The following is a 23,350-nucleotide window of genomic DNA, read 5'->3' as shown; positions in this document are numbered from 1 at the left end:
AAAAGGTGAAGATATGATAAGAAATTTTAAGGAAAATGATAAGGATTATATAATCGATTCTCACTACAAAATCTACAATAAAGAGTATAGTTACGATTTATCATTTAAAAAGTTTGTTTCTAATAGTGTGAATCAATATATTAAAAAGGCAAATAACTCATTAGAGAATATTTGGATTTTAGATATTGATGGATGCCCAAAAGGATCAATAAGTATAAAAAGTGTCAGTGAAGACGTAGCTCAATTAGGACTGTTTCTTGTCGATCCTAGTTTAAGAGGAACTGGGTTAGGTAAACAATTAGTTCAAACAGCTATAGATTTTTGCAAGGAGAGAAACTATAAAAAAGTTGTTCTCTGGACCAATAGCGAGCTTGTTGCTACAAGGAGAATTTATAAGAATAAAGGGTTTCGATTAATTGAAACTAGAAATCTAATTTTATCAAATAAAGAACTTATTGAAGAACAATGGGAATTATCTTTGTAGTTATTTCTAATTTAATGTACAAATAATTAAGGTTGGAGAGTTTTTAATTCTACACCCTTTGCTTCTGATAACGATGATTATGGTAACTAAATTTTATAAGATATATAGCTTATAAAAAGAATGCTTAACAACAAGAAACCCCCTACACATTTGAGGGGGGTCTTGTTGCTAATATTAAGGGTGTAATTGCTTGTTGCTTACATATCATTTAATATTTTTGTAGATATTTATTATAACCCAGTAAACCATTTTGAAAAAGAAGAAAATGAAAACGATTACTTTTTATTTAAATCAAAATGTACCTTTTCTATTTCAAGCCTGTAGGCAACACTGTAGTAAGTAAAAATGGAAGCATTTATTCTTTTATCGCTGATATACAACAGAACGGTTTTTGGACACTTATTTTCACTTGTCTAAAGCCCTCTTCTCCTAATAAACTTTGAATATATTTAGGCGAATAATGAAGAAATTCCTTAGTATGCCTCATTCTATCCAGTTCCTCACTTAAAGTAAATGTGATGAATACCTCACCTTCAGGCTTTAATACTCTTTGAATTTCCTGTAGTCCTTTTACTAAATCGGACCAAAAGTATACTGTATGAATAGTATATACTTTGGTGAAATATTCTGCAGCAAAAGGAATATGTTCAACGTTTCCTTCAGTAATCTCTGCCTTATGACTTGCTATAAAGCCTCTATTTACTTGTTTAGCCTTGTTCACCATAGATAAAGAGATATCGATTCCACATATCTTTTCAATATCTACATACTCGTTTAGAAGTCTATTCAACGTTGCACCAGTTCCCATTCCAATTTCAAGAATACGATCGCCAGGCGACGGCTTTATAAGCTCAACTGTCCACCCATTAGCTTTTTTATTGCCCTTTTCCATATAAGAACCTATCCATTTTGCCAAAATACCTCTAGGGTTACTCAACTGTTTACCTAGCCATTGGTTAAACATATTTCCCCCCCTAACTTTGAGCAAGGGAATAAGTTATATAAGACTCTAACTTTTCTTTTACTACATTCCACTCTCTATCAAGTATGCTATAGACAACTGCGTCGCGAACTAGGCCGTTATATAAAAGGCGTTCGTTTCTCAATATTCCTTCTTTAACTGCGCCTAGTCGTTCAATAGCTTTTTGAGCTGTATTATTCCGTAAATCGGTTTTGATTTGTACTCGTTTCACTCCTAATGTTTCAAAAGCGTATTGTAATAATAAAAACTTACTTTCTGTATTAATACTTGTACGTTGAGCATCAGGTGAAAAGAAAGTATACCCCATTTCTAGAGTTTTTGAAGATAAAGATATGTCATATAGTCTAGTACTACCAACAATCTTATTATTCCAAATATCTTCCACGATAAAAGGAACTATCTCCCCTGTTTTTTTCTTTTGTAGACACTCATCTATTATATTTTTCATATCTAATAAGCTATCCATTTTAACAGGCATATAAGTCCAAATATCTGGATTTTGTTTAACAATATTATATAAGTCCTCTGCATCTTCTATTTTCATTATTCTTAATCTTACACGTTGTTTACTTAATTCCACTTGTTTCACCCATCCCTTTGTGCATATTTTGGAAATCATTTAATTTTACACTATATGGAATTAAATATCGAACTGTTTTTCATCAATAAATCAATAATTTAAAAATTATTATTTCTTCCTAGAAGCCGTATTATGGTAACTAGATTTGTATAGTTAGCACAGTTATATTTTATTATTGAAATCTCTTTTGTCTTTATTCTTTTGGTAATCTACAAAAAACGATACTGGAATTGCGCCAAGAAATATACCAATTGAAATAAACAAGGAATTACTTATTTCAAGATTCTTATCTCCAAATATTTTGCTGTAAATTATAAAACATAAAAAACTTAAAAAACCTGTAGCTAAAGGTATTAAAATATGTTTGTGAAACCTCATAACATTATTCTCTCCCCTTCATGTTTTTTTCGAGTGCTTTTATATCCTTCTACCCTCCATTAGTAATTTTTAACATTTTGAAGAGAATGGTACAAACGATGATATTTATGTTTCCGATAAGGCGTTTTATGTTAACTAGAGCTCTGGATATCAATTGTTTTTTTCTTTTAAAAAGAGTAAAGACCAAGTAAGATCATGTTAATTTTTAGAGTTAACATCTTTCCCCTTTTTCAAACTATTTCGTTGGATATAGGCGCCATAATAGGCGTCTTTTTTTTTGCACAAAAAAGGCAATTCACTACGTTTTCATGAATATAAATAGAAGAATAATGAAGAAAGGAAGGGTGTGAATGATAAGAAAGTTATCTATTCCTATTTTAACTTTAGTGATCCTATGGACAATTATTCTTTGCATAGAAAAACAAGTTATGGTGGCCTGTTTTCTATGGGTCGTTTATAGCGCCTTGCAATTTTTTCGAAGGGAATAATTTTTATCTTCTACATAAAGATTTTTAGGAAAGTATATGAATCGTACATAAGAGGATTTCTAATAGATCTTTGTATTCCTTTAGCAATACTACAAACTCAACCTCCTTCCATAAACAAAAGACACTGGCTCTTAACCAGTGTCTTTTGTTTATAATTTTATTTTATGCTCAATAATTTTTATAGAAATGTCATTCATACAAATCATTAGATACTTTTCAGTTCCCTTGGATCTGTTACTTTGTGTTTGTATTTCTTTTCAAATTTATTAAACATGGATATATTCGCTAGTACTCCTACAGCAAACATAAGCAATGTAAGAGAAGAACCACCATAACTTACAAAAGGTAACGTTACACCTGTGATAGGAAGAAGTCCCGTTACTGCTCCTAGGTTAACAAATGCTTGAATGCCAATCATAACGGAAATACCGATAGCTAATAAGGCACCAAAAGGATCGTTGCATCTTTTAGCAATTTTTAAACCTTGTAAAATAATAAAAAATAGCAACCCTAATACAAGTAACACTCCCCAAAAACCTAACTCTTCAGCAATAACTGCCATAATAAAATCTGTATGAGACTCAGGTAGATAACCAGCCTTTTGAATGCCTTGGCCTAACCCTTCACCTGATAGTCCACCAGTTCCTATAGCTAGGTAGGAGTTAACCAATTGGTACCCATCCCCTTGCTGATTCGCAAATGGATGGAGAAACCCAGTAAAACGAGCTAAACGAACAGGAGAAAAAACGGTAGCCATCTGTCCTGTTACTAATAAAACGATGAGCATAACAAATATTCCTACTACTCCTAACAGAGCAATCTTTAGCATGGATTTTCTAGAGATCCCTGAACATAAAACAATCGCTGCAACAGTTCCTAAAATAAGGAGAATTCCACCGTAATCGGGTTGTAAAGCAATTAAGAAACAAATAAAAAACACGATAAGGATAGGCGGAATAATAGCACGCTTTAAATCGTTTATATACTCTTGTTTATTTGCAAAAACAGCCGATAGATATACAATGATTGTTAGTTTCGTAAATTCTAGTGGTTGTATTCTAATCGGCCCCAGTATAAGCCAACTTTGTGCATTCCCGGCGGTATGGCCAAAAATAAGAACCAAAGCAAGAAGCGTAATTACTGTTACTAATAAGATTTTTAACACTTTTTTTTCTCGATAAATTTTATAGGGAATAAAAGCAGAAACACAGAAAAAGAAGAAGCCTGCTATAAGGGCAAGTTTTTGCTTTTGATAAAAATAATCCCCTTCAACACCGTAACGACTAACAGCCGTTACCATACTAGCACTGTAAACCATGACTAATCCGATGAGACTTAGAACAATTAAGGCTACAATAAATTTGTAATCATAACATTTTACTATTTTCTTAAACATAAAAACTCCTCGTTCCTTGCAAGTGTAAGATTCTTATTTTCATCATAAAAAAAAGATTCTTAGTAAATTATATAGAGTAAAAAGAACACTCAATAGTATAATAACAGTTCCTCGCGCTTTGTGCTTTCCTACGATATAATCATTTACACCATGCAATATAAAAGATACTGAAACCATAAGAACAGCTATATTGTACCAGTAATCGCTATCAAACAGCCAAGCTATACTCATACAAATAAGCAATACAATTAACGTTGCATTTCGAATTCGGTTATCAATAAAAATTTGTGCGTATTTCATAAAGATCTCCCACTGCTATGTCTTTTCTTATATAGTTACGTTTTATTCTTTTCTATCCGTCTCACCTTATTTATTAGCTTATATTATACTTAGACAATTCCATATTTAAGATTAATAATCCTCTTTCTTCCAACGAGTTTGAATATATAGAACGTTTTGATATGTGATAAGTTGTTTTGCATGTTTTAATCATAGAGAATAGGATAGAGAAAACAATAAAAAATGAATCCTTTCTTTTTTCTCCTATGCGTTATTATACAGATAAATTGATTTTAGTACTGTTTGTACCTAATTTAAATATGAAAAGAGACTTATTTAGTATTCTCACACTTCAAAGTGAGAAATAAGGAGAATTACTATGTTTTTAACTACTAAAGATAATTTCTTTCATTTCTTAATACTGGATATCATCCTTAGTTTCCTCCTCCTTTGTTTTATTATTTTTATAGATAAATATTTTAGGGAAAATAAAGATACAGATAAAGAGAAGAAAAGAAAATATCAGAAAGATTTTATTATCTTGTTAGCAATGGGATTAATCGTTTATTTTATATAGCATACTATGCACTAGATAATTTTTAATCATATGGAGGAGTTGTAGCATGATTCGAACAATCGCTATTACACAAGACCTACACGTCAAAGAAGATGTGCCCCTTGCTCACTTATCTGATTCCTCAATTAAATGGTTCTGGGTAGATCTTGCCTCTCCTTCTGAAGAGGAAGCAAAAGTATTAGAGACATTTTTCCACTTTCACCCTTTAGCTATCGAAGATTGTCTTCACTTATTACAACGCCCTAAACTTGATTACTATGAGGGGTACAGCTTTTTAGTTCTTCATTATTTAAATAGCCACAAATTAGATGTTGAAGAAGTAGACTTATTTATCGGAGACAATTATTTAGTAACCTTTCACCTTAAACCATTACTCAGTATTGAAACCGTACAACAACGTCTTTTACAACATCCTAGTGGATTTAATAAAGGAGTGTCCTATATTGCTTATGCGGTTCTAGACCAATTAGTGGATGATTACTTCCCAATTGTGTATGAAATTGAGGATAAATTAAATGAAATTGAAAGCAGAGATGCAAAAAAATCAATTGCTTTACTGATGGATGATGTTTTTGATATCCGAAGTGATTTATTAAAACTCAGAAAAACTATCCTTCCTATGCGTGATCTGCTATATCGCATTATTAATTCTGAACGTTTACATATACCTGCAGAGCAGAAAGCCTATTTTAATGATATTTACGACCATTTGTTAAAATTAACAAACATGGTGGAAGCCAATCGAGATATGACATCTGATATGAGAGACAATTACCTTTCAATTAATGCTAATCGGATGAACTCCATTATGATGACGTTAACGATTATCTCCTCGATTTTCATCCCCCTTACATTTGTCGTAGGGTTATATGGGATGAACTTTGATCATATGCCTGAACTTCACTGGCATTACGGATATTATATTGTTTTAGGAATTATGGCTTTAATGACAATTGGTATGATTCTTTGGTTTAAACGAAAAGGCTGGTTTAATGTAAATAAATAACATCAACAATATGCTCACTTATCTTCTAAAAATGGTTAATTAAAAGCAGCCCCAAAGAATGGGGCTGCTTTTCTAAGCTTTCCGACAATTATGAACATGTTGACCAAAGCATATATTTAAAGGAGATTTTTTAGCCAATAAGAATCTTTTCTTCTGCATACCGAATTTTAGATTGCTTATTTGAGCGAATTGCAAGCACAAAACCAATGGTAAGAGGCCCCACTCTGCCAATAAACATCATAATCGTAATAAGAATTCGTCCGGTAGGACTTAAGTCGCCTGTAAAATTAGCACTTAATCCAACTGTTCCGGAAGCAGAGAACGTTTCAAACAAAAGAGTAGACATATCTACACCTTTTTCTGTGATTGTAAGTAGAAAGAAAATAATAGAAACAAAAATAATTCCAGAAGTAGCAATAGAAAAAGCTCTATAAACAAGCGATTTAGGAATTCGGCGTCGAAAAACATTAATCTCTTCTTTATTTGTCAATACTGACCATAAAGCAAATAATATTAAGACAAACGTCGTTATTTTAATTCCACCGCCTGTTGAGCCTGGGGCTGCTCCAATAAACATAAGCCCCATCATATACACTTTTGAAGGTAATGTGAGTGCCCCAATATCCAAGGTATTAAAACCAGCAGTACGGGGAACTACTCCTTGAAAGTAAGCTGCCCACCATTTATCGCCCATGCCCAATTGACCTAAAGTATGAGGGTTATGATATTCTAAAGCAAAAATAATGAGTGTGCTCACGACATTTAGGAGGATAGTTGAAACTAATACAATTTTAGTATGAAGAGAAAACTTCCTTATGTTTCGTTTTCGAAAAACATCTGCAATGACAAAGAATCCAGTCCCTCCTATTATAAAGAGTAACGTAATCATAATATTTACGGTTGGATCTCCTACCCATTTACTTAAATTATCTGATTCCAAACCAAATCCTGCATTGTTAAAAGCCGATATAGAATGGAATATCCCATAATAGATTGCTCTTCCCCAGCTCATTTCTTGAGACCAACGAATAGCTAGGATAAGCGCTCCAATACCTTCCACAGCCAATGTGATTAGAACAACACGTTGGACTAATGCAATAACGCCCTGTAGGGAAAAAGCATTTAGAGATTCCTTAAGTATTAATCTTTGTTGTAATCCAATTTTTTTACCTAGCACAATAAACATCAGTATACCAATAGTCATGAATCCCCAACCACCAACTTGAATGAGAACAAGTAGAATGAGCTGTCCAAATAAAGTAAATGTAGTACCGGTATCTACCACAGCTAGTCCTGTTACACATACAGCAGAAGTGGCTTCAAAGAGAGCATCAATAAAGCTTAAATGATGTCTATCGCTTGTAGCGGCAGGAATCATTAATAAGCCGGTTCCTAATAATATTAATCCTAAAAAACCTATGAACAAGATACTTGCAGGTTCTAGGTGCTTCACTTTATGTTTTTTGCGTGACTTAGAAATTATCATATTACATTCCCTTCAAAATGTTTTGAGTAAAGGCTTATTATATATCATACCCATTTATTCGAAAATATGGTGATTGTTTTTATTGCATCCATAGCTTCCAAGTACAGGTTTTATGTGAACTAGAAATGTATACCTTATACATTGTGTCCTCAAAAAGAGCTGAATTTTACTTTCTAGACATTAACTTTCCTTATACGATATAATATGAAATATGAGAATACCTAATCATCCATCAGTTGAAAGTTTACAGTTATCTAAAGTATTTCACGCTTTAAGTGATCCAAATAGATTGAGGATTGTAAAAAGTATAGCAACAAAAGGTGAAGAAGTTTGTACGTATTATTCTTATGAATTTAATATTTCAAAGTCGACTGTTTCTCACCATATAAAGACATTGAGGGAATCTGGCGTTATAAGAGTACGTGTAGAAGGTTCTCAACATTTTTATTCGATTAGAATGGAGGATTTGAACGAAAGGTTTCCGGGATTAATGGAAATGGTTCTTTCCACAGATCCTGAGTCTTATTGAAAAAGTTCTAGTTTATCTAGAACTTTTTCTTTTTTATTGTCAAATAGAAAAAAGCATGTTATTATTCGATAGTGTTCGACATTCATCGAACACTAGAACACTAGAAATCAGAAACCACTTTTTATTAGGAGGAAATATAAATGAAAAAAAAACTTTTAGATAAAGCTAATTTGGAAGTGACACAAATAGGCTTGGGGACTAATGCAGTAGGTGGTCACAATCTATTTACAGATTTAGATGAAAAACAAGGAAAAGACTTGGTTAAAGAAGCGTTGAATCTAGGCATCACCTTTATTGATACAGCTGATGTGTATGGGTTTGGACGATCTGAAGAATTAGTAGGAGAAGTTATTAAAGCTCATCGTTCTGAACTTAAGCTTGCTACTAAAGGAGCTGTTGAAAAGTTAGATAATGGCACTACACGTATTAACAATAAACCAGAATATTTACGTACAGCTGTTGAAAAAAGTTTAAAAAGACTACAAACTGACTACATTGATTTATATTACTTGCATTATCCAGATAATGAGACTCCATTAGTTGAATCAATAGGTGAATTATCTCGTTTGAAAGAAGAAGGTAAAATTGGTTCTATAGGTATTTCTAATGTGAATTTAAACCAGCTTAAAGAAGCTAATCAATACGATGATATCGATGTTATTCAATCACCTTATAATATGTTACAACGTTCAGCAGAAAATGACTTATTACCTTATAGTCGAGAGCATAACATTTCATTTGTTCCTTATGGCCCTTTAGCATTTGGAATTTTAGGTGGTAAATATAACAGTTCTTTAAATTTAAAAGATGGGGATTGGAGAAAAGAAGAACCTTTATTCCAACCAGAAACATTTCTAAATACTTTAAATAAGGTTGAAAAATTAAAAGAACTTGCTGATGACAAAGGAGCTAGTTTATCAAATCTAGCTTTGGCATGGTTACTTACACAAGAAGGCATTGATACAGTGATACCTGGTGGTAAACGTGCTGATCAAGTCAAGGAAAATGTAAAAGCAGATTCTTTAATCTTACTACCACAAGATTTAGTTAAAATTGAAAAAATACTAGCTGAATAATATAAATCAACAGGTAGGCTGTCGAGAAAATTTTGACAGCCTTTATTTTCTTGTAAATAAAACTAATGTGGTTTAAATTTCTATAATATGGTCTCGCCAGTCACCTTATATAGTGAAAAGGAGAGGTTTACAATAGATACAAAAAATTCAACACAGAAAGCTTCTTCAACCATTGCTTTGTACGCTTTAACTTTAGGAGCTTTTGCTATTGGACTGACAGAATTTGTTATTATGGGCTTATTACCTGAAGTAGCTTCTAGTTTACATGTTTCTATTCCACTTGCAGGAATGCTTGTGACAGGATACGCACTAGGGGTCGCTATAGGGGCACCAATAGTAACATAGCAACAAATAAAATGAAACGTAAACAATTACTAATACTTTTACTGATACTATTTATTATAGGGAATGCTCTTGCAGCATTAGCTCCTAATTATACTATTCTCATGGCAGCACGTATTATTGCAGCCTTGACTCATGGTTCTTTCTTTGGTGTAGGTTCTATCATTGCATCAGAATTAGTATCAAAAGAAAAAAGAGCTAGAGCAATTTCTATTATGTTTGCAGGACTAACATTAGCAAGTTCGTTCCTAATGTTCCCAGAATCGCTAGTCCTCTTAATATATCTAACGAGCGAATTCGTTTTTATTCTCCACTTCCCATGCCCTCATCCTTTACTTTTATTCTAATAACGTTCCAAATACATTTCTAAAAAGGATTGTTTATTTTCGTTACTCCCCTTCTTGATATGTCATAGTTCAACTATATTAGATTACGTTGCGTCACCTTCAACCCTTATTTTTAAATGAATGAATTATTTTTAGTGCGATAAAGAGAGCGTGGATACGTTTTGAGAAGTGCAAAGACTGCCCGCTTTGGAAACAGGTTTAGCCAAAATCCAAAAGATATACTGACGTCCGCAGAGTACTAATTACAAAAAAAGAAACCCTACTATTTTCAAGGTTTCTTTCTGATATTCCACTCTAAGCGACAATTAAAGATGAACTAACATGCTTTTACTGTGATATAGCATTTTCCGACGTTTTGTAATTCATAAAGTAAATAACGTCGTTGAATACACACTTTCTAAAAGCTAGCATCTAGCTTTTAGAAAGTTCGTTTATCTCCCTTTCAATAAGAGCCACTGAAAGCTCGAATGCTTGTATCCGTCTTTTAGCTAAAGTAATTTGAGATTTATATCTACCAGCATTTTCTTTAGCTTCAAACGTTTTTACTGTCTGTCTGAGTTTATGTAAAGTTGAATCGATTTGACGTTTTGCTTCAACTAATTCAGATACATCAAATTTCATTTACGCCCCCCCTTTTTGTAATTTTTATCGGTAAGATGTCTTCCTTTAAAAAGATAGTTTATCAATAGAGCTCCTGTTATCTATATCTCTTGTCTTGTACATGAGTAACCATCCAAAAATACTTATCATACCGAATACCGTAAACACGCACTTACTACTTAAGACTTCTACTTAACAATATACCTGATAAAACAATTTTTTTATCCATAGAAATTGAAAAGATTTCTTTAAAAGAAGTAAGTTTCTGTAAAGTGTTGAGAAGTAATGTTCATTTTTATTAAGATGCTCAGCTGTTTCAAAATAGCATCTGCGTACGATTCCTGTTAAATAACATATTCAAAATCTCTCAACCTAATAAAATTTGTCATACAAATTTAGTTTTTCATCTTCACAACAAAAATAGTTTGTGATATACTTCACATGTAAGGATGTTCATAACGAACTAACAAACTCTTGAATGTAAAGTAGAAAAAGCTATTTCACTCCGATGCCAATACGATTGAAATAGCTTTTTTTATGCTCTTATTTCCATCACCCCATCCTTTCTGTTGCTATACTGGGTTTAATCTAGTCCTCTAAAAGAAGTAGTAAGTTCTTGATTAGTAAGGATAAAGATAAACATAATACTATTAGATTTCCGATACGAAGCATTTACAACCATCTGTCACCTTTCTTTAAAAAATGATAAATCAAAAAAAGTTAAGCTAAGAGCCATAGCGAAAGGTATACTAAGGTCATACATATCGATTTGGGATGATCGAAACATATAGTTAAAAATATAGATAGCAGCACTAAAGGAAATGAACAGCCCAACAAACTTCAATAGTCGCTTTCTTAGTTCAAACCATTTTACTTTTTTGATGTTACTAATTAACTTAATAATCCAATAAAAAGATGCGACTATAATAAATACAACATAACCTAATATAAATCCAAACGAAAATGAATTATCAATATCCATATATGTAATAAAAGATATAATAACTGTACTTAGCACACACAGCGTACAGATGAGAGATGTAACAGTGCATTGTTTCATTATACCCCCCTCCTCCTTCCATCCTTCATCTTACTATCCCATTTTAAAAAAAACTCATTTCCCTTTTGAAACGATTATCTAACATTCTACAAAGTTTGCAACAAATTTTGTGTATTCATCCTAAAAGAGTTGTAGCATCCTATATAGAAAAATAGCTAGGATTTACATCTGTATGTCTAAAGCAGCCATACAAATAACAGCGAGTTTCCAATGTAGGTTCATACTTTACAACAGGAGCTTTTCCCCAATACACTTCTTTAACCGTATTTTTAATGAAAGCAATCTCTTCTTTTGTCACTTCTTTGTATTCTACTTTAAACTCTTCTTCCTCATCTGGATCTTGAAGAACTTCTTGCATTTCTTTTTCTTTTCTTTGGATAGTCTTAGAAGCAAGTTCTTCAATGTGTTTTGTTTTTGAAAGCTTCCATAACGAATGAAAATAAGTCGGAAAGAACTCTTCTGAATAAAATTCCCAATCTAACTTGCAGTAGATATTAACAACCTCTTCATAATCCTCCATAATATAATAGATCTCTGCTATATCAGCTTCTAAATCTTCTCCTTCTTTTTTACTCAGCAGCAGCAGCTTTTTTACAGCTTCTTTTGCTTCTGATTCCCTTCCCAAATGCGCTAGACAAATTCCATAGCTAAGGAATGGAAACAAACTATCGTTGTTAGAAGATCGCAGTAAGTGCGCTTTACGAAAACATTCCGCTGCTTCAGATAGCCTTCCTTTTTTATAGTAGCATAACCCAAGATTATTTAGATTTTCTAGTGAAGGAGTTAAAGTGATGGCTTCTTCTAATATACCAATTGCTTCTTCATACTTTCCACTTGCTTCTGCATGTGAAGCGCAACCTTTTCAAAATCTATTTCATCATACTTGCTCATAGTCATACCCCTTTTAAATAGCAAACGTAAAAGCCGCCTCGATTTGTCAGATAAGGCAGCTTTTACGAGAAATTTAATATAGAATCTGTTTCACTATGAATTATAGTATACTTTCCCAGTAAAAAATATATTTTCCTGCAAAGACCCTCTCGTCTGTGTAGAGAATATAGTTAACTATAAATTTAATGATAACTACGATTTAGTTATTTATCATCATCTATTTCATTTTATAAAACGTAACCACTGGTCTACTATAATTGAATGTCTGAAATGTTGAACACTAAAGAAGGGAATGAATGATGGTTGGTCTATAGGAATGTATCAATCTTATTCGTTTAAAGACGACCATAAAAATAAGAGTAGAATTGTCATGAAGTTAATAATGTTGTTGCAAGAAAATTATAGGTGAAACACTAAAGCCAAAGAAATGTATAGCCTTCTATGGCTTTTTTTACTCCCGGTAAATCTGCGTCATCCTCTAGTTTAAAAAATCCTTTTTATATTGAACAGCAAGATATATACCGGAAGCAATGAATGCAATGGAATATTTAAATAAGAAGAAAATTTGCCACATATATTCTTTTGGGAAAATCAAATCGCATAAAATGACTCCACACAACATAATGAGGGCACTTTTTAAACTTATTTGAGTTGTTCTTTCATCAGCCTCCCCCATTTTTTTATAAAATACATATACTAAAATCAATCCAGCTATAAGCGATATGATACCGATACCAATAAGAATATTCCAGTTACTATTTGATTGTTCTGTCCAGGTTCTCAAAGGAGTAAAAATGGCATTTCCTATTTTGTCAGTTATCATTTTAATCCCTTCCTTTCACATAACTAAAAATATCGTTTACATCTACGTTAAAGAAATCAGCTATTCGAAAAGCTAAAACAAGAGAAGGCGAGTAATTATTCTTTTCCATTACATATATCGTTTGTTTAGATACGCCCACTGCGTCAGCCAATTCTTTTTGAGACATCCTGTTTAAAACTCGGTGCTCATACACTTTATTTTCAACGTAGTCACCATTTTTTTCTTTCAATGTAATCACCTTCCTTTTTTTGACTACAAATCCATCATACACTAAACTTATATAAAGGTAAAGTAAACTTATACAAAAGATAAATATTATTATACATTTTAGGAAAATAAAAAGAGTTAGACTCTTAGCAATGAATCTAACCCTTTTTCTATTTCAACATCAAAAAATAAAGTACTCATTTCCTTTTACTATTTAGAAAAGATTTATTTTCTTTTCTTCGTTAAGACCAATATTTGTTGATTAGTTGAATCCCATTAAATTTTTCACCTGTTGAACATTTTCTAAAGAAGTTAATTTTTCTAATAGTAAAAAGGCCACGTCAAACCCGGTGCTCGGGTTTGATGAAGTAATGATATTGTGATCTACGACAATATAATCATCTTGAACAAGTGCGCCCAATTCTTTTAACTGTGCCCTTCTTATACTTTTAGGTTGATTATAAGTAGTAGCTTTCTTCCCTTCAAGGATTCCACTTTTTCCAAGTGAAAGAGCGGCAACACAGACACTGGCTATAGGTTTTCCTGCTGAGTGAAATTCTCGAATAACCTGCAGGAATCTCTCATCGTAAGCATCTTCATAAAAATTTGCTTCTTCAAAACCACCGGGTACAGCAAGCGCATCAAATTCTTTTACATTAATATCTGATACTAGCATTTCCGGTATCACAGTAAAGTTCCATGTACATGTTAGTTTTGGATGTAAGCCCGCTGTGATTAGTTCAGTCGTGCCGTCTCCCTCAAATTTATTCCATCCAAACACATCTGTAAAAACGCTTGCTTCTACAGCTTCAAATCCATTTGCTAAAAGCAATAATATTTTCTTCATAGAATCATCTCCTTTCAGTAAATTTTATGAAATATTTATGCGATGTTATATACAAATAATTAGGTTATTTCTAAAGATAACTTTACTAAATGAGGTAATTACTTGATAATAATTAATAAAAAAAGGTTGACGATAAAATGGACGCAATAGATAAAAAAATACTTCATGAACTGCAGGCAAATGCTAAGATTTCAATGAAAGAATTGGCTCAAAAAGTTTACTTATCTTCCCCTTCCACCATTGAACGAGTGAGAAGATTAGAGGAACAAGGGATTATAAAAGGCTATAAAACAATTGTTGATGCAGAAAAGTTAGATAGAAATATAACTGCGTTTGTTTTATTTGAGACAACAAGATGTAAGGATCTTGCGGCGTTTTGTAGCGTTCATCCTGATGTAATGGAATGCTATCGTGTAGCTGGAAAAATAAGTTACATAGCAAAAGTATGTACAGAGTCCGTGCATACTTTAGAAGAATTTATTGATAAAGCTATGGAGTTTGGTATACCATCAACAAACATCGTTTTATCATCACATACGAATATGGAACTTAAATTATCCCAAGATACTAGCAACGAATAACGTTTAAAAAGTATGTTTATTTATTTGTCCATTAACAGTATTCAAGTCGATTTTTCAAGAGAGCTAAATCAAAAAAAGTTCATATATAAGCTTGTTATAATAAGGATTATTGTTAAAGGTAAGGAGGAGTATAAGTGCAAATAAAAACACATGAAAGACAGTCATTTTATGCCGGATGTCAATTCGTGGATATAGAAGATCAAACAAATGAACACGTCTTGCCTCTGCTTATTATGTACCCTACATATAAAGAAGAAAAAGTTGAAAAGATGGGACCTTACACGATAAGCGCTGCGCAAGATGCTCCACTTTCAGACGGATCATTTCCTTTAGTCATTATTTCTCATGGCGATGGAAGCACGCCTCTTGCTTATCGAACCATTGCCCAGTTTTTAGCACGTAATGGTTTTATTGTAGGAATACCTCAACATCCGTTTAATAATCGAGAGAATAATACGCTATCTGGAACAATAGATAACCTAAAAAACCGGCCTACCCATATACGTACTGTAATCGATTGGTTTTTAAAGGAAAGTTCCTTTTCTACATCCATTAAATCAAATAATATTTCTTTTATTGGCCATTCAATGGGAGGATATACGGCTCTTGCTGTAGCAGGTGGAGTCCCTACTTCTTTTCCTTCTGAGTCTCCTGATCGAAAGCCTTACTGTTTATCTGTTGATCATGATAAACGTGTTCAATCACTGATTCTTTTAGCACCAGCCGCCGGATGGTTCAGAGAAAGAGGAGCTCTTGAAGACGTAAATACACCTATCTTAATGATTACAGGTGAAAAGGATACGATTACTCCTTCTTTTCACGGGGAATTTGTATTAAATGGCGTTTCTGATGTGGAAAAAGTTCAGCATATCGTTGTAGAAAATGGAGGACATTTTTCATTTCTCAGCCCATTTCCCGACTTTATGAAGTCTCCTACCTTCCTCCCTTCTCAGGATCCGGAAGGCTTTAATCGCAGGGAGTTTCATGAGGACCTGCAAAACACTATATTGGACTTTTTATTACATTCTTTTTAACAGATTAGTCAGTTGTACCCCCTTTTCTTTTGAAGCAATTATATCTAGAAAGAAAAGTTAAAATCCCTTAGAAACTGATGAGCTTCTAAGGGATTTTCATTTCCTATGAGGTCCATGACGCTAGTCTCCTTCTTTCTTTTTTTAAAAGCAGCCAGTATTCACAAATAAATGTTTCAAAAATTCAAAAAACATAACACACGATCTTATTAATCTGTAATAATTAAGAAATAGAGATATATAGAAAAAGTGCTGCTTATTGAATTGATATTTTTACTCTTTTACAAAATAAAAGGGGGATTTACAATATGGCTTTAAAAAAAGGTCAGCTAACCGGACATTTATTCTTGGCTAAACTTATTACACAGTACGCAATGATTCATCAAAAAACGGTAGGCCCCGTAGCTGAAGAATATATTAAACAACTTGGTATTCGTACTGGAGAGTGGATGGAAGGCTTTTATAGCGATAAGCATGAAAAGTGGACGGTAGAGGAATATGCAGAAGTTATAATTGACCTTAAAAATTCAATTGGAGGTCACTTTGAAATTGTTTCCGTTCATCCAGACCATGTGGTTGTAAGCGCTACCCAATGTCCATTTGGCGACGTCGTACAGGATGCTCCTCATTTGTGTAAGATGACGTCTAGTGTGTTTGGAGGAATTGCAGCTCGTAAATTCGGCTATGGAAAAGTGAGCTTGCGCCAGCGTATTGCTCTTGGTCACCCAATGTGTGAAGTTGCTATATATTTTACAAAACACAGTGAAGAAAATGGAGATGTGTATGAAGATCTTTCTATTACGCCTTCTTATGGTAATCCTTTCAATTGGGAAGAGGAAACGATTCATATGCTTAATCAAGAACTTCGAAGAAGCGATGAAATGATTGAAACCCTTCTTGCAGAATTAGAAGAATTACGTAAATAGTATTTCATTACCACATTTAACTATTAAGACATTTTGTTCTAGTTAGGTTAGAGAAGCAAAACAAGATGTAGAAAACAAAGAGCAGCCTTTAATTAAAGGTTTGCTCTTTGTTTTCACCACTCATTTTAATTATTATGGTAAGCAGAAAAAAAAAAAGTAAAAGTTATTATAGCTATTTAGGGATTTTATTTGTAACCTTATGCTTACGAATCAGATGCGTCACCCTAAAGAATCCTTGAAGCGGTCAGAATGCCTTTTTTAATTGCATGAACTGATAATGAATGGATTGACGATACTACTTCAAGCTCTTGTCTATCATTTTTTATTTCTCGACTTTTTTGTAAGGCACTGCATGATTTTCTTGCTTGCGTATACTGGCCAAGATCATTATCAGTAACACTAAACCAATACCAACCATAATGGTGGTTTTTCCCCCGAAATGAGCTAGCCCACTCAAGAATAGTCCCACTATACCGAAGTCTGAATCTGAAAATGTAGCATTTGATAGACCCAAATCTCCCAACACAGGTATTAATAGAATTGGCATGAAACTGATTAAAAGGCCGTTCACAAATGAGCCTAAAATCGCACCTCGTACACCACCCATTGCATTTCCAAACACCCCTGCAGCCGCACCCGTAAAGAAGTGAGGTACTACACCTGGTAAAATAATGATTCCTCCTGATAAAACTAGTATTAACATACTAACAATACCGCCTAAAAAACTTGAAAAGAAACCAATTAATACAGCGTTTGGTGCATAAGTATATATAATTGGAACATCTAATGCTGGCTTTGAATTTGGCACAATTTTAGAAGATATTCCTTTAAATGCTGGTACAATTTCAGCTAATACCAATCGTACACCAGCTAAAATGACGAAAACGCCGGCAGAAAACATTCCTGCTTGAAGTACCGCAAATAAAATATAGTTTTTTCCGTCACTTAAGTTACCTTCGACATAACCAGGCCCCGCAAAAAGAGCGACAATAACGTAGAAAATCGCCATAGTTAATGCAATACTAACTGTACTGTCTCGTAAGAAGCCAAGCCCTTTTGGAAAGTTAATTTTTTCTGTTGATACAATCTCTTTCTTTCCCTTTACAGCCATCCCCACGAGACCACCAACTGCAAAACCAACTGCTCCAGAATGTCCTAATGCCACATTATCATTACCTGTTAGTTTACGGATAAAAGGCTGAACGAGGGCTGGAGAAAGCGTCATAAAAATCCCCACTGTTAAAGCACCAAAGAGAATTAATGAAAACGATGTAAAACCACTTACGGATAAAATGATGGCAATCATACATGACATGTACAAAGTGATATGTCCTGTCAGAAAAATATATTTAAATCGTGTAAAACGAGCAATCAGCAGGTTTACAATCATACCAAAAAACATAATTAATGCGGTCGAAGAACCATATTTACTCAGTGCAATCGCAACGATGGCTTCATTATTTGGAACGACACCGTTTACGTTAAATGCTGCTTTGAACATTTCTCCGAATGGAGCGAGGGCTTGCTGAAGAATCCCTGCACCTGCTGTAATAACCAGGAATCCAACAAACGTTTTTGTTGTTCCTTTTAGTGTATCTGAAAGATTTTTCTTTTGTGCAAGTAGACCTACTAGAGCAATTATGGCTACTAAAACTGAGGGTTCACTCAGAACGTTAATTAATACATTTAACACCTGATTCATCTCTATCACCTCTCAATTTCTTTACAGTAGATTTTTTTCTTGCAGAACCCCTGTTAACTTGGCGCGTAATTCTTCTAAATCAATAATATTATCCAAAATTACGACGTTTCCTAAGCTTGCACCGCCTTCTGCAATATCTTTTGCAAGGAAGAACACGTCTGCATCCTCTGGTGTTGCAGAACCTAAATCAGAATGATTGACTTCTACGCCGCTTACTCCCATCTCATTCAACAACTGTTGAATATTCATTTCTACCATAAAACTTGTTCCTAATCCTGATCCGCATACTGTTAAAATTTTCATTATTCATCTTCTCCTTTTTTTCGCATCATAGCTATAATTTCAGCTGAAGTTTCAGCTTCTTTTAAACGTCTTAATGAGTCTTCATTTACTAAAAATGATGTCAATTCTGACAGCGCTTTTAAATGTAATTTGTTATCAATGGCTGCTAGACAAATAAACAAGTCAATTGCATGTTCTTCTTGGTTCAGTAACAAAACTGGTTTCTTCATTCGTAGAAGGGACATGCCAAGCTCTTGTACACCTTGTTCTGGCCGGGCATGAGGAATAGCTATCCCTTTCCCTATATGAATAAAAGCTCCCATTTCTAAAACTCTATCAATCATTGCTTGAGTATAGGCTGAAGTAATATAATGCTGTTCTTCCAAAGGTTTTGCTGCTAGTTGGATTGCTTCTTCCCACTCTAGAGAAGCGTCAGAGAATTGAATCTTATCCTCTGTTAAAAGTTCAGAAAGCATAGGGGCGTAACTCCTTTCACGTGTATGGCTCTGTCTTAAATGTTTCGTTAAATCTTCATAAAGCGCTTTTTCATTTCTAATAGTTGCATATTTTCGTATGGTCGCCATTAACTTATCCATTGGGATAGTTGATTGAACCGGCAAATTGAAATCAGCTGCCACAGCTTGCTGCAAATAGTTTTCCTCCAGCGCAGTTAATAATGGACGTGTTAAATAAACAGGCTTGGATGATTCCAAATAAATAGTTGAAAAAATCATATCGTAACTGTCTGGGGACAGTTTTTCGATTTCCGCAGCCGAATATGATTCTGTAAAATGCAATTTTGGAAACAATTGTCGTAATTGCGTTCGCAGCATCATAGAGGAACTAATCCCGTTTGGGCAAACGATTGTGGCTCTATACACTTTAGGTTTAGCCTCTAGTTTTCGAACATGCCCACCGAATAAAATCGTAAAATACCCTATCTCTTCATCTGAAATACATTTTCCCGTATATTCAGAAAGTGGCTTCAACGCCTGTTTAACAAATTCAAAGAGTACACCGTGCTCTGTTTTAATTGTGTCAATCAACGGATTTGATAATGGCACTTCACAGATGATTCTAAAATAGGCTGGTACCAAATGTTTATATAAGAGCGATTTTAAAATATGCCTTTCCTTAAATGGTACTAATATTAAGCGCTCTACTTCTGAAATAATAGTACTCGATACAAGGTCAAGCTTTTCATCAATATGGAGCTCTTCTATATTCTGCATAGCAGATAACAATTGAACCGTTAGGTAGATAACCTCTGCTTCAGCCACTTCATCAAGTAAATAAGTTGATAGCTCTTCCCCCATTTTTAGTAAGGGCTGTTCTTTCATTAATTTAATTTGCTTGATTGGTAGAATCAGTTTGTGATGCCCAGACCTGCATTGTAGAAATAAGAGTTCATAAACTAGCTGATCTAGCCGGTTACTAACAAAATCGATCCGATATTTTTCAGCTAAATCATTTACGTTCTCTCTAATTGCTGAACCTGTATTTTCATAATTCCAACTATTAAGAACTTGCTTCATCCCTGAAATGCCCATTGGCAATTGCAAAAGCGTTCCAATACAAATAGTTGCAAATCGACGCTTAAGCCTCTCTTCTCCCTCTAGGTGAAAGCCATCTGTCCGGTTATAAGATAACTGGATGCCTTCTTTCTCACAATACGAACGAAGCTTTTTAATATCCGCTAGTGCTGTATTCCTGCTTACCTGCAGAAAAGACTGATAATGTATATTTGCTATCGCCTCTTTTCGAATATACGTGTATAAATAAATTAAGTATATCCGCTCAGTCTCTTGAAAAACTGACTGCTGACGGTTAAGCGATGTTCCTTCTAGTTTCCAATAGTTTTTAATTCTTTCATCAACCTTAAATTCTATATCAATCACTTGAATTTTTGGTAAATCTAAATTGCTTAATGCATTGTTCAACTTATCAAGCGTATAGGCAAATTGTCGAGGTGATAAATTTATTTGAAGTCTCAACTCCGGAATTGATAACTTCGGGTAATTAATCATCTGCTCAAGCAGCTGCAATGATTTATGATCAAACATCTTATTATCCTCCTCACGTTTATTATAAAATAGAAGTGTTAGCGATTACATAACTGTTCAATCCAATCTTTGTTGTCATTTTAGAATAGCTATTGGACTGAAGGTTATATTTTCCTTTTAAAAGTTTAACATAAGCGCTCGCACCACAGAATGACAAACGTTTATTTTTTGATTTTTATCTCTTAAAGCTGCAGTAAAGCGATTTAAATTGCCTCCCTTACTATAGTAAGCTTTTTTATCGGCGTAACAACAAAAAAGAAGCGCCCTCCGGCAACTTCTTCCCGCTTTTCCTATTCATATGTCAGATTTTCACCTACAAGATAATCACTTAGATTTAGTCTCTTAAAAATGACAGCAGCGCTTCGTTAAATTCGTGTGCATGCGTTGCATTTAAGCCGTGTGGACCGCCTTTTATCAAGGCTAACTTGGAACCAGAAATGGCTTCATGCGTTCGCTTTCCGCTATATTCGAATGGAACGATCTCGTCTGCATCACCGTGAATAATAAGAGTAGGTATTGTAAATTTGGCTAAATCGTCTCTGAAATCTGTTTTACTGAAAGCAGCTATGCAGTCTAGCGTCCCTTTAGGCGATGCGGCTGCGGCAATATCCCGGTTGTAAAGTCGAAATGGTTCGCTGACTAAGTCATTTCCGTCTTCCATCCCAAAAAATGTTTTTGTAAAATCATCAAGAAAAGCTAAACGATCATTTTTTACGCCGTTTTCAAATTCTTGAATTCCTGCATCATCTAATGCTCCTTCAGGATGATCCTCTGACTTATAAAGAAATGGTGGTACAGCTCCTGCAAATACGGCTTTTTCTACTCTATCTGTTCCGTACGTTCCTACATAACGAGCTACTTCTCCGCCGCCCATTGAAAACCCGACTAGTGTCACATTTGTTAAATCCAAATGTTCTAGCAACTGATGTAAATCAGCAGCGAATGTTTCATAATCGTAGCCGTCCCATGGCTGAGAAGACTTTCCGAATCCTCGGCGGTCATACGTTATGACTCTGTATCCAGCCTCAACAAGAGCTGGAACTTGATATTCCCAAGACCGTCCGCTTAGCGGCCAGCCGTGAATTAAGACAACCGGCTTTCCTGTCCCATGGTCCTCATAGTATAGTTCAATAGGTGCTTCATTTTCTGTTCCTACATTAATTTTTGCCATTTTGCTACCTCCATTATATAGTCGTTCTTTATTTGGTTAAGTGGTCGTAAACCTAGCGTAGATAATAAAAAAGATGGCTAACTCTCCTATGATGAGGGTGCTCGGGACGACTAAAAGTAAGTTAATAATAAAAAATACCGCTAAAATTCCTAAAAACAAGCCTAAATGATACACTTTCAAACGATGTTCTTCAAATCTATACTGGTGAAAAACAAGAGTGGTTGCCATGAAGTAGAGCAGCACGGAGCCGAATACAAAATATAAGCTGAATGTGTACTGAACTTCGTGTAAAAACATGAGCTTAATCGATGCTGCAATCATGCTTAGAGACATGAGGATAAGTAAGTGTCCGTAAATAATCGTTTGTCCCGCTCTTTGAATGGACTTGTTTACTTTCTTTTCTACGTTCTCAAAGTACTGCCACCACATGGCGATGATCAGGACAAATGAAATAACCGAAAATAAAATGGTATTCCAATCCCCTTTTTGTGGCTGTATCACAGCAAGAATGCTGACAACGGATTCTCCAAACAGGATTAATGTTAGTAACGCAAAGCGTTCTAACAAATGAGCGGTGTTGGTCGGTAATTTCGCTAACCGTTTATGTCCTAAAATAGGTAAAATCATATCCACTGCAATTCCTGTATATAACACGGCGTAGCGGACCCATGAATCAAAAAAGAGCGAAAGAAGCGAGATGAAAATGCCAATTCCAAAGCATGTTCCTAAAAACACAGCAACTTTTTTTCTCTCACTCTGTTCAAATTTTTGAACAATAAGATATTGAATCGAGGTTAACGCTCTTAGTCCAATATAGCCAATCAGAAAAGAGACGTAATATTGATCAAAATCTACGGACAAGCTTGAGATCATGATAAGAACAAACAGCATTTGAAGAATCATAAAGATGCGCTGATGCAAAAAATCTTGTCCAAATCGATTGATAAACATCGTTTGTCCCGTCCACGCCCACCATATCGGAATAAAGATCAGTACAAACTTTAACAAATACTCTCCATGAATATACCCTTGTTCAACATGAAGCAAAACATGCGTAGCAGTCGCAACGGCTGCCACAAATAACAAATCATAAAAAAGCTCCAGCCACGTAACTTTTTTTTCTTCCACTACTCCGCATCCCTTCCTATCATTTATCAGGCTGTCGTTAATATACTTTATTTTATAAACAAGAGACGCATATTTCATGACAGGCAGC

The 23,350-nt window shown here is 34.2% G+C and carries 23 protein-coding genes and 2 pseudogenes; 8 read left to right on the top strand and 17 right to left on the bottom strand.

The features are described from left to right. Nucleotides 1-13: 13 nt before the first annotated feature. A complete protein-coding gene (locus tag MMB68_RS23515; protein WP_277549397.1) occupies nucleotides 14-484 on the top strand; it encodes a GNAT family N-acetyltransferase in 471 nt (156 codons plus the stop codon). A gap of 355 nt (nucleotides 485-839) precedes the next feature. On the opposite strand, the gene MMB68_RS23510 is transcribed toward MMB68_RS23515, so the two are convergent. The 4 genes from MMB68_RS23510 to MMB68_RS23495 all read right to left on the bottom strand — a co-directional run bounded on the left by MMB68_RS23510 (nucleotide 840) and on the right by MMB68_RS23495 (nucleotide 4,608). Continuing rightward, nucleotides 840-1,448 (bottom strand): class I SAM-dependent methyltransferase, encoded by a 609-nt coding sequence (locus MMB68_RS23510; protein ID WP_221786221.1) that lies wholly within the window; start codon nucleotides 1,446-1,448, stop codon nucleotides 840-842. A 10-nt stretch (nucleotides 1,449-1,458) separates the two neighbouring features. Continuing rightward, on the bottom strand, nucleotides 1,459-2,046 hold the full coding sequence (locus tag MMB68_RS23505; protein ID WP_055991484.1) for a GNAT family N-acetyltransferase: 588 nt from the start codon (nucleotides 2,044-2,046) through the stop codon (nucleotides 1,459-1,461). A gap of 1,071 nt (nucleotides 2,047-3,117) precedes the next feature. Continuing rightward, a complete protein-coding gene (gene ftsW / locus MMB68_RS23500) occupies nucleotides 3,118-4,308 on the bottom strand; it encodes a putative lipid II flippase FtsW (RefSeq protein WP_221786222.1) in 1,191 nt (396 codons plus the stop codon). 42 nt (nucleotides 4,309-4,350) lie between these two features. Then, the gene (locus MMB68_RS23495; protein WP_098325100.1) at nucleotides 4,351-4,608 is read right to left on the bottom strand and encodes a hypothetical protein; all 258 of its coding nucleotides are present in this window, start codon (nucleotides 4,606-4,608) and stop codon (nucleotides 4,351-4,353) included. Between the two features lie 602 nt (nucleotides 4,609-5,210). On the opposite strand from MMB68_RS23495, the gene corA reads away from it, so the two are divergent. Then, complete coding sequence (corA, locus tag MMB68_RS23490; RefSeq protein ID WP_221786223.1) at nucleotides 5,211-6,170, top strand: magnesium/cobalt transporter CorA; 960 nt, start codon at nucleotides 5,211-5,213, stop codon at nucleotides 6,168-6,170. 130 nt (nucleotides 6,171-6,300) lie between these two features. Here the strand turns inward: corA and MMB68_RS23485 are convergent, their stop codons facing one another. Beyond that, nucleotides 6,301-7,656, bottom strand: coding sequence for a TrkH family potassium uptake protein (locus MMB68_RS23485; protein ID WP_221786224.1), 1,356 nt, complete (start codon nucleotides 7,654-7,656; stop codon nucleotides 6,301-6,303). Nucleotides 7,657-7,867: 211 nt separating this feature from the next. Between MMB68_RS23485 and MMB68_RS23480 the strand changes: the two genes are divergently transcribed. From MMB68_RS23480 to MMB68_RS23470, 3 genes and pseudogenes are all read left to right on the top strand, one after another. Then, nucleotides 7,868-8,185 carry an ArsR/SmtB family transcription factor gene (locus MMB68_RS23480; RefSeq protein ID WP_221786225.1) on the top strand — a complete coding sequence of 106 codons (318 nt, stop codon included), beginning with the start codon at nucleotides 7,868-7,870 and terminating at the stop codon, nucleotides 8,183-8,185. Between the two features lie 140 nt (nucleotides 8,186-8,325). Further along, nucleotides 8,326-9,261, top strand: a complete 936-nt coding sequence (locus MMB68_RS23475) for an aldo/keto reductase (protein ID WP_264408331.1) — start codon at nucleotides 8,326-8,328, stop codon at nucleotides 9,259-9,261. A gap of 87 nt (nucleotides 9,262-9,348) precedes the next feature. Continuing rightward, nucleotides 9,349-9,950: pseudogene (locus MMB68_RS23470) on the top strand (MFS transporter). 411 nt (nucleotides 9,951-10,361) lie between these two features. Here MMB68_RS23470 and MMB68_RS23465 read toward each other — a convergent pair. The 7 genes and pseudogenes from MMB68_RS23465 to MMB68_RS23440 form a co-directional block, all read right to left on the bottom strand. Continuing rightward, nucleotides 10,362-10,571 carry a hypothetical protein gene (locus tag MMB68_RS23465; RefSeq protein WP_221786227.1) on the bottom strand — a complete coding sequence of 70 codons (210 nt, stop codon included), beginning with the start codon at nucleotides 10,569-10,571 and terminating at the stop codon, nucleotides 10,362-10,364. A gap of 664 nt (nucleotides 10,572-11,235) precedes the next feature. Next, a complete protein-coding gene (locus tag MMB68_RS23460; protein WP_221786228.1) occupies nucleotides 11,236-11,610 on the bottom strand; it encodes a hypothetical protein in 375 nt (124 codons plus the stop codon). 139 nt (nucleotides 11,611-11,749) lie between these two features. Beyond that, nucleotides 11,750-12,235 carry a hypothetical protein gene (locus tag MMB68_RS23455; RefSeq protein WP_277549395.1) on the bottom strand — a complete coding sequence of 162 codons (486 nt, stop codon included), beginning with the start codon at nucleotides 12,233-12,235 and terminating at the stop codon, nucleotides 11,750-11,752. Between the two features lie 63 nt (nucleotides 12,236-12,298). Then, nucleotides 12,299-12,403 (bottom strand): annotated as a pseudogene (locus MMB68_RS27580) (tetratricopeptide repeat protein); the annotation flags it as partial. Nucleotides 12,404-12,979: 576 nt separating this feature from the next. Continuing rightward, nucleotides 12,980-13,324, bottom strand: a complete 345-nt coding sequence (locus tag MMB68_RS23450) for a DUF2178 domain-containing protein (protein ID WP_221786229.1) — start codon at nucleotides 13,322-13,324, stop codon at nucleotides 12,980-12,982. Nucleotide 13,325: 1 nt separating this feature from the next. Continuing rightward, on the bottom strand, nucleotides 13,326-13,553 hold the full coding sequence (locus tag MMB68_RS23445) for a helix-turn-helix transcriptional regulator (protein ID WP_028414839.1): 228 nt from the start codon (nucleotides 13,551-13,553) through the stop codon (nucleotides 13,326-13,328). A 240-nt stretch (nucleotides 13,554-13,793) separates the two neighbouring features. After that, nucleotides 13,794-14,378, bottom strand: coding sequence for a DJ-1/PfpI family protein (locus tag MMB68_RS23440; RefSeq protein ID WP_221786230.1), 585 nt, complete (start codon nucleotides 14,376-14,378; stop codon nucleotides 13,794-13,796). A gap of 137 nt (nucleotides 14,379-14,515) precedes the next feature. Here MMB68_RS23440 and MMB68_RS23435 point away from each other — a divergent pair, with 137 nt between their 5' ends. The 3 genes from MMB68_RS23435 to MMB68_RS23425 all read left to right on the top strand — a co-directional run bounded on the left by MMB68_RS23435 (nucleotide 14,516) and on the right by MMB68_RS23425 (nucleotide 16,916). Then, a complete protein-coding gene (locus tag MMB68_RS23435; protein WP_221786231.1) occupies nucleotides 14,516-14,959 on the top strand; it encodes an Lrp/AsnC family transcriptional regulator in 444 nt (147 codons plus the stop codon). A gap of 134 nt (nucleotides 14,960-15,093) precedes the next feature. Further along, nucleotides 15,094-15,993 (top strand): alpha/beta hydrolase family protein, encoded by a 900-nt coding sequence (locus tag MMB68_RS23430; protein WP_277549394.1) that lies wholly within the window; start codon nucleotides 15,094-15,096, stop codon nucleotides 15,991-15,993. Between the two features lie 305 nt (nucleotides 15,994-16,298). Beyond that, a complete protein-coding gene (locus tag MMB68_RS23425) occupies nucleotides 16,299-16,916 on the top strand; it encodes a methanogen output domain 1-containing protein (RefSeq protein ID WP_221786233.1) in 618 nt (205 codons plus the stop codon). A 322-nt stretch (nucleotides 16,917-17,238) separates the two neighbouring features. Here MMB68_RS23425 and MMB68_RS23420 read toward each other — a convergent pair whose 3' ends face one another. The 5 genes from MMB68_RS23420 to MMB68_RS23400 form a co-directional block, all read right to left on the bottom strand. Beyond that, entirely contained in the window at nucleotides 17,239-18,618 is a 1,380-nt protein-coding gene (locus MMB68_RS23420; protein ID WP_277549393.1) for a PTS ascorbate transporter subunit IIC, read from the bottom strand. 21 nt (nucleotides 18,619-18,639) lie between these two features. After that, nucleotides 18,640-18,921, bottom strand: coding sequence for a PTS sugar transporter subunit IIB (locus MMB68_RS23415; RefSeq protein ID WP_028414844.1), 282 nt, complete (start codon nucleotides 18,919-18,921; stop codon nucleotides 18,640-18,642). Beyond that, nucleotides 18,921-20,963, bottom strand: coding sequence for a BglG family transcription antiterminator (locus MMB68_RS23410; RefSeq protein WP_277549392.1), 2,043 nt, complete (start codon nucleotides 20,961-20,963; stop codon nucleotides 18,921-18,923). The genes MMB68_RS23415 and MMB68_RS23410 overlap by 1 nt, the downstream gene beginning before the upstream one ends. Nucleotides 20,964-21,297: 334 nt before the next feature. Continuing rightward, on the bottom strand, nucleotides 21,298-22,134 hold the full coding sequence (locus tag MMB68_RS23405; protein WP_277549391.1) for an alpha/beta fold hydrolase: 837 nt from the start codon (nucleotides 22,132-22,134) through the stop codon (nucleotides 21,298-21,300). A 36-nt stretch (nucleotides 22,135-22,170) separates the two neighbouring features. Then, a complete protein-coding gene (locus MMB68_RS23400) occupies nucleotides 22,171-23,262 on the bottom strand; it encodes a low temperature requirement protein A (protein WP_141480537.1) in 1,092 nt (363 codons plus the stop codon). Between the last annotated feature and the right edge of the window lie 88 nt (nucleotides 23,263-23,350).

The sequence above is a fragment of the Priestia sp. Y58 genome, assembly GCF_029522095.1.
Lineage (GTDB): Bacteria > Bacillota > Bacilli > Bacillales > Bacillaceae_H > Priestia > Priestia megaterium_E.
Note: the sequence above shows the minus strand (reverse complement) of the source record. Positions and strands in the feature narration are given on the sequence as shown.

Coding starts and splice junctions, on each gene's coding strand:
- MMB68_RS23515 (WP_277549397.1), top strand. CDS start 14: ATGATAAGAAATTTTAAGGAAAATGATAAGGATTATATAATCGATTCT.
- MMB68_RS23510 (WP_221786221.1), bottom strand. CDS start 1,448: ATGTTTAACCAATGGCTAGGTAAACAGTTGAGTAACCCTAGAGGTATT.
- ftsW (WP_221786222.1), bottom strand. CDS start 4,308: ATGTTTAAGAAAATAGTAAAATGTTATGATTACAAATTTATTGTAGCC.
- MMB68_RS23495 (WP_098325100.1), bottom strand. CDS start 4,608: ATGAAATACGCACAAATTTTTATTGATAACCGAATTCGAAATGCAACG.
- corA (WP_221786223.1), top strand. CDS start 5,211: ATGATTCGAACAATCGCTATTACACAAGACCTACACGTCAAAGAAGAT.
- MMB68_RS23485 (WP_221786224.1), bottom strand. CDS start 7,656: ATGATAATTTCTAAGTCACGCAAAAAACATAAAGTGAAGCACCTAGAA.
- MMB68_RS23480 (WP_221786225.1), top strand. CDS start 7,868: ATGAGAATACCTAATCATCCATCAGTTGAAAGTTTACAGTTATCTAAA.
- MMB68_RS23475 (WP_264408331.1), top strand. CDS start 8,326: ATGAAAAAAAAACTTTTAGATAAAGCTAATTTGGAAGTGACACAAATA.
- MMB68_RS23465 (WP_221786227.1), bottom strand. CDS start 10,571: ATGAAATTTGATGTATCTGAATTAGTTGAAGCAAAACGTCAAATCGAT.
- MMB68_RS23460 (WP_221786228.1), bottom strand. CDS start 11,610: ATGAAACAATGCACTGTTACATCTCTCATCTGTACGCTGTGTGTGCTA.
- MMB68_RS23450 (WP_221786229.1), bottom strand. CDS start 13,324: ATGATAACTGACAAAATAGGAAATGCCATTTTTACTCCTTTGAGAACC.
- MMB68_RS23440 (WP_221786230.1), bottom strand. CDS start 14,378: ATGAAGAAAATATTATTGCTTTTAGCAAATGGATTTGAAGCTGTAGAA.
- MMB68_RS23435 (WP_221786231.1), top strand. CDS start 14,516: ATGGACGCAATAGATAAAAAAATACTTCATGAACTGCAGGCAAATGCT.
- MMB68_RS23425 (WP_221786233.1), top strand. CDS start 16,299: ATGGCTTTAAAAAAAGGTCAGCTAACCGGACATTTATTCTTGGCTAAA.
- MMB68_RS23420 (WP_277549393.1), bottom strand. CDS start 18,618: ATGAATCAGGTGTTAAATGTATTAATTAACGTTCTGAGTGAACCCTCA.
- MMB68_RS23415 (WP_028414844.1), bottom strand. CDS start 18,921: ATGAAAATTTTAACAGTATGCGGATCAGGATTAGGAACAAGTTTTATG.
- MMB68_RS23410 (WP_277549392.1), bottom strand. CDS start 20,963: ATGTTTGATCATAAATCATTGCAGCTGCTTGAGCAGATGATTAATTAC.
- MMB68_RS23405 (WP_277549391.1), bottom strand. CDS start 22,134: ATGGCAAAAATTAATGTAGGAACAGAAAATGAAGCACCTATTGAACTA.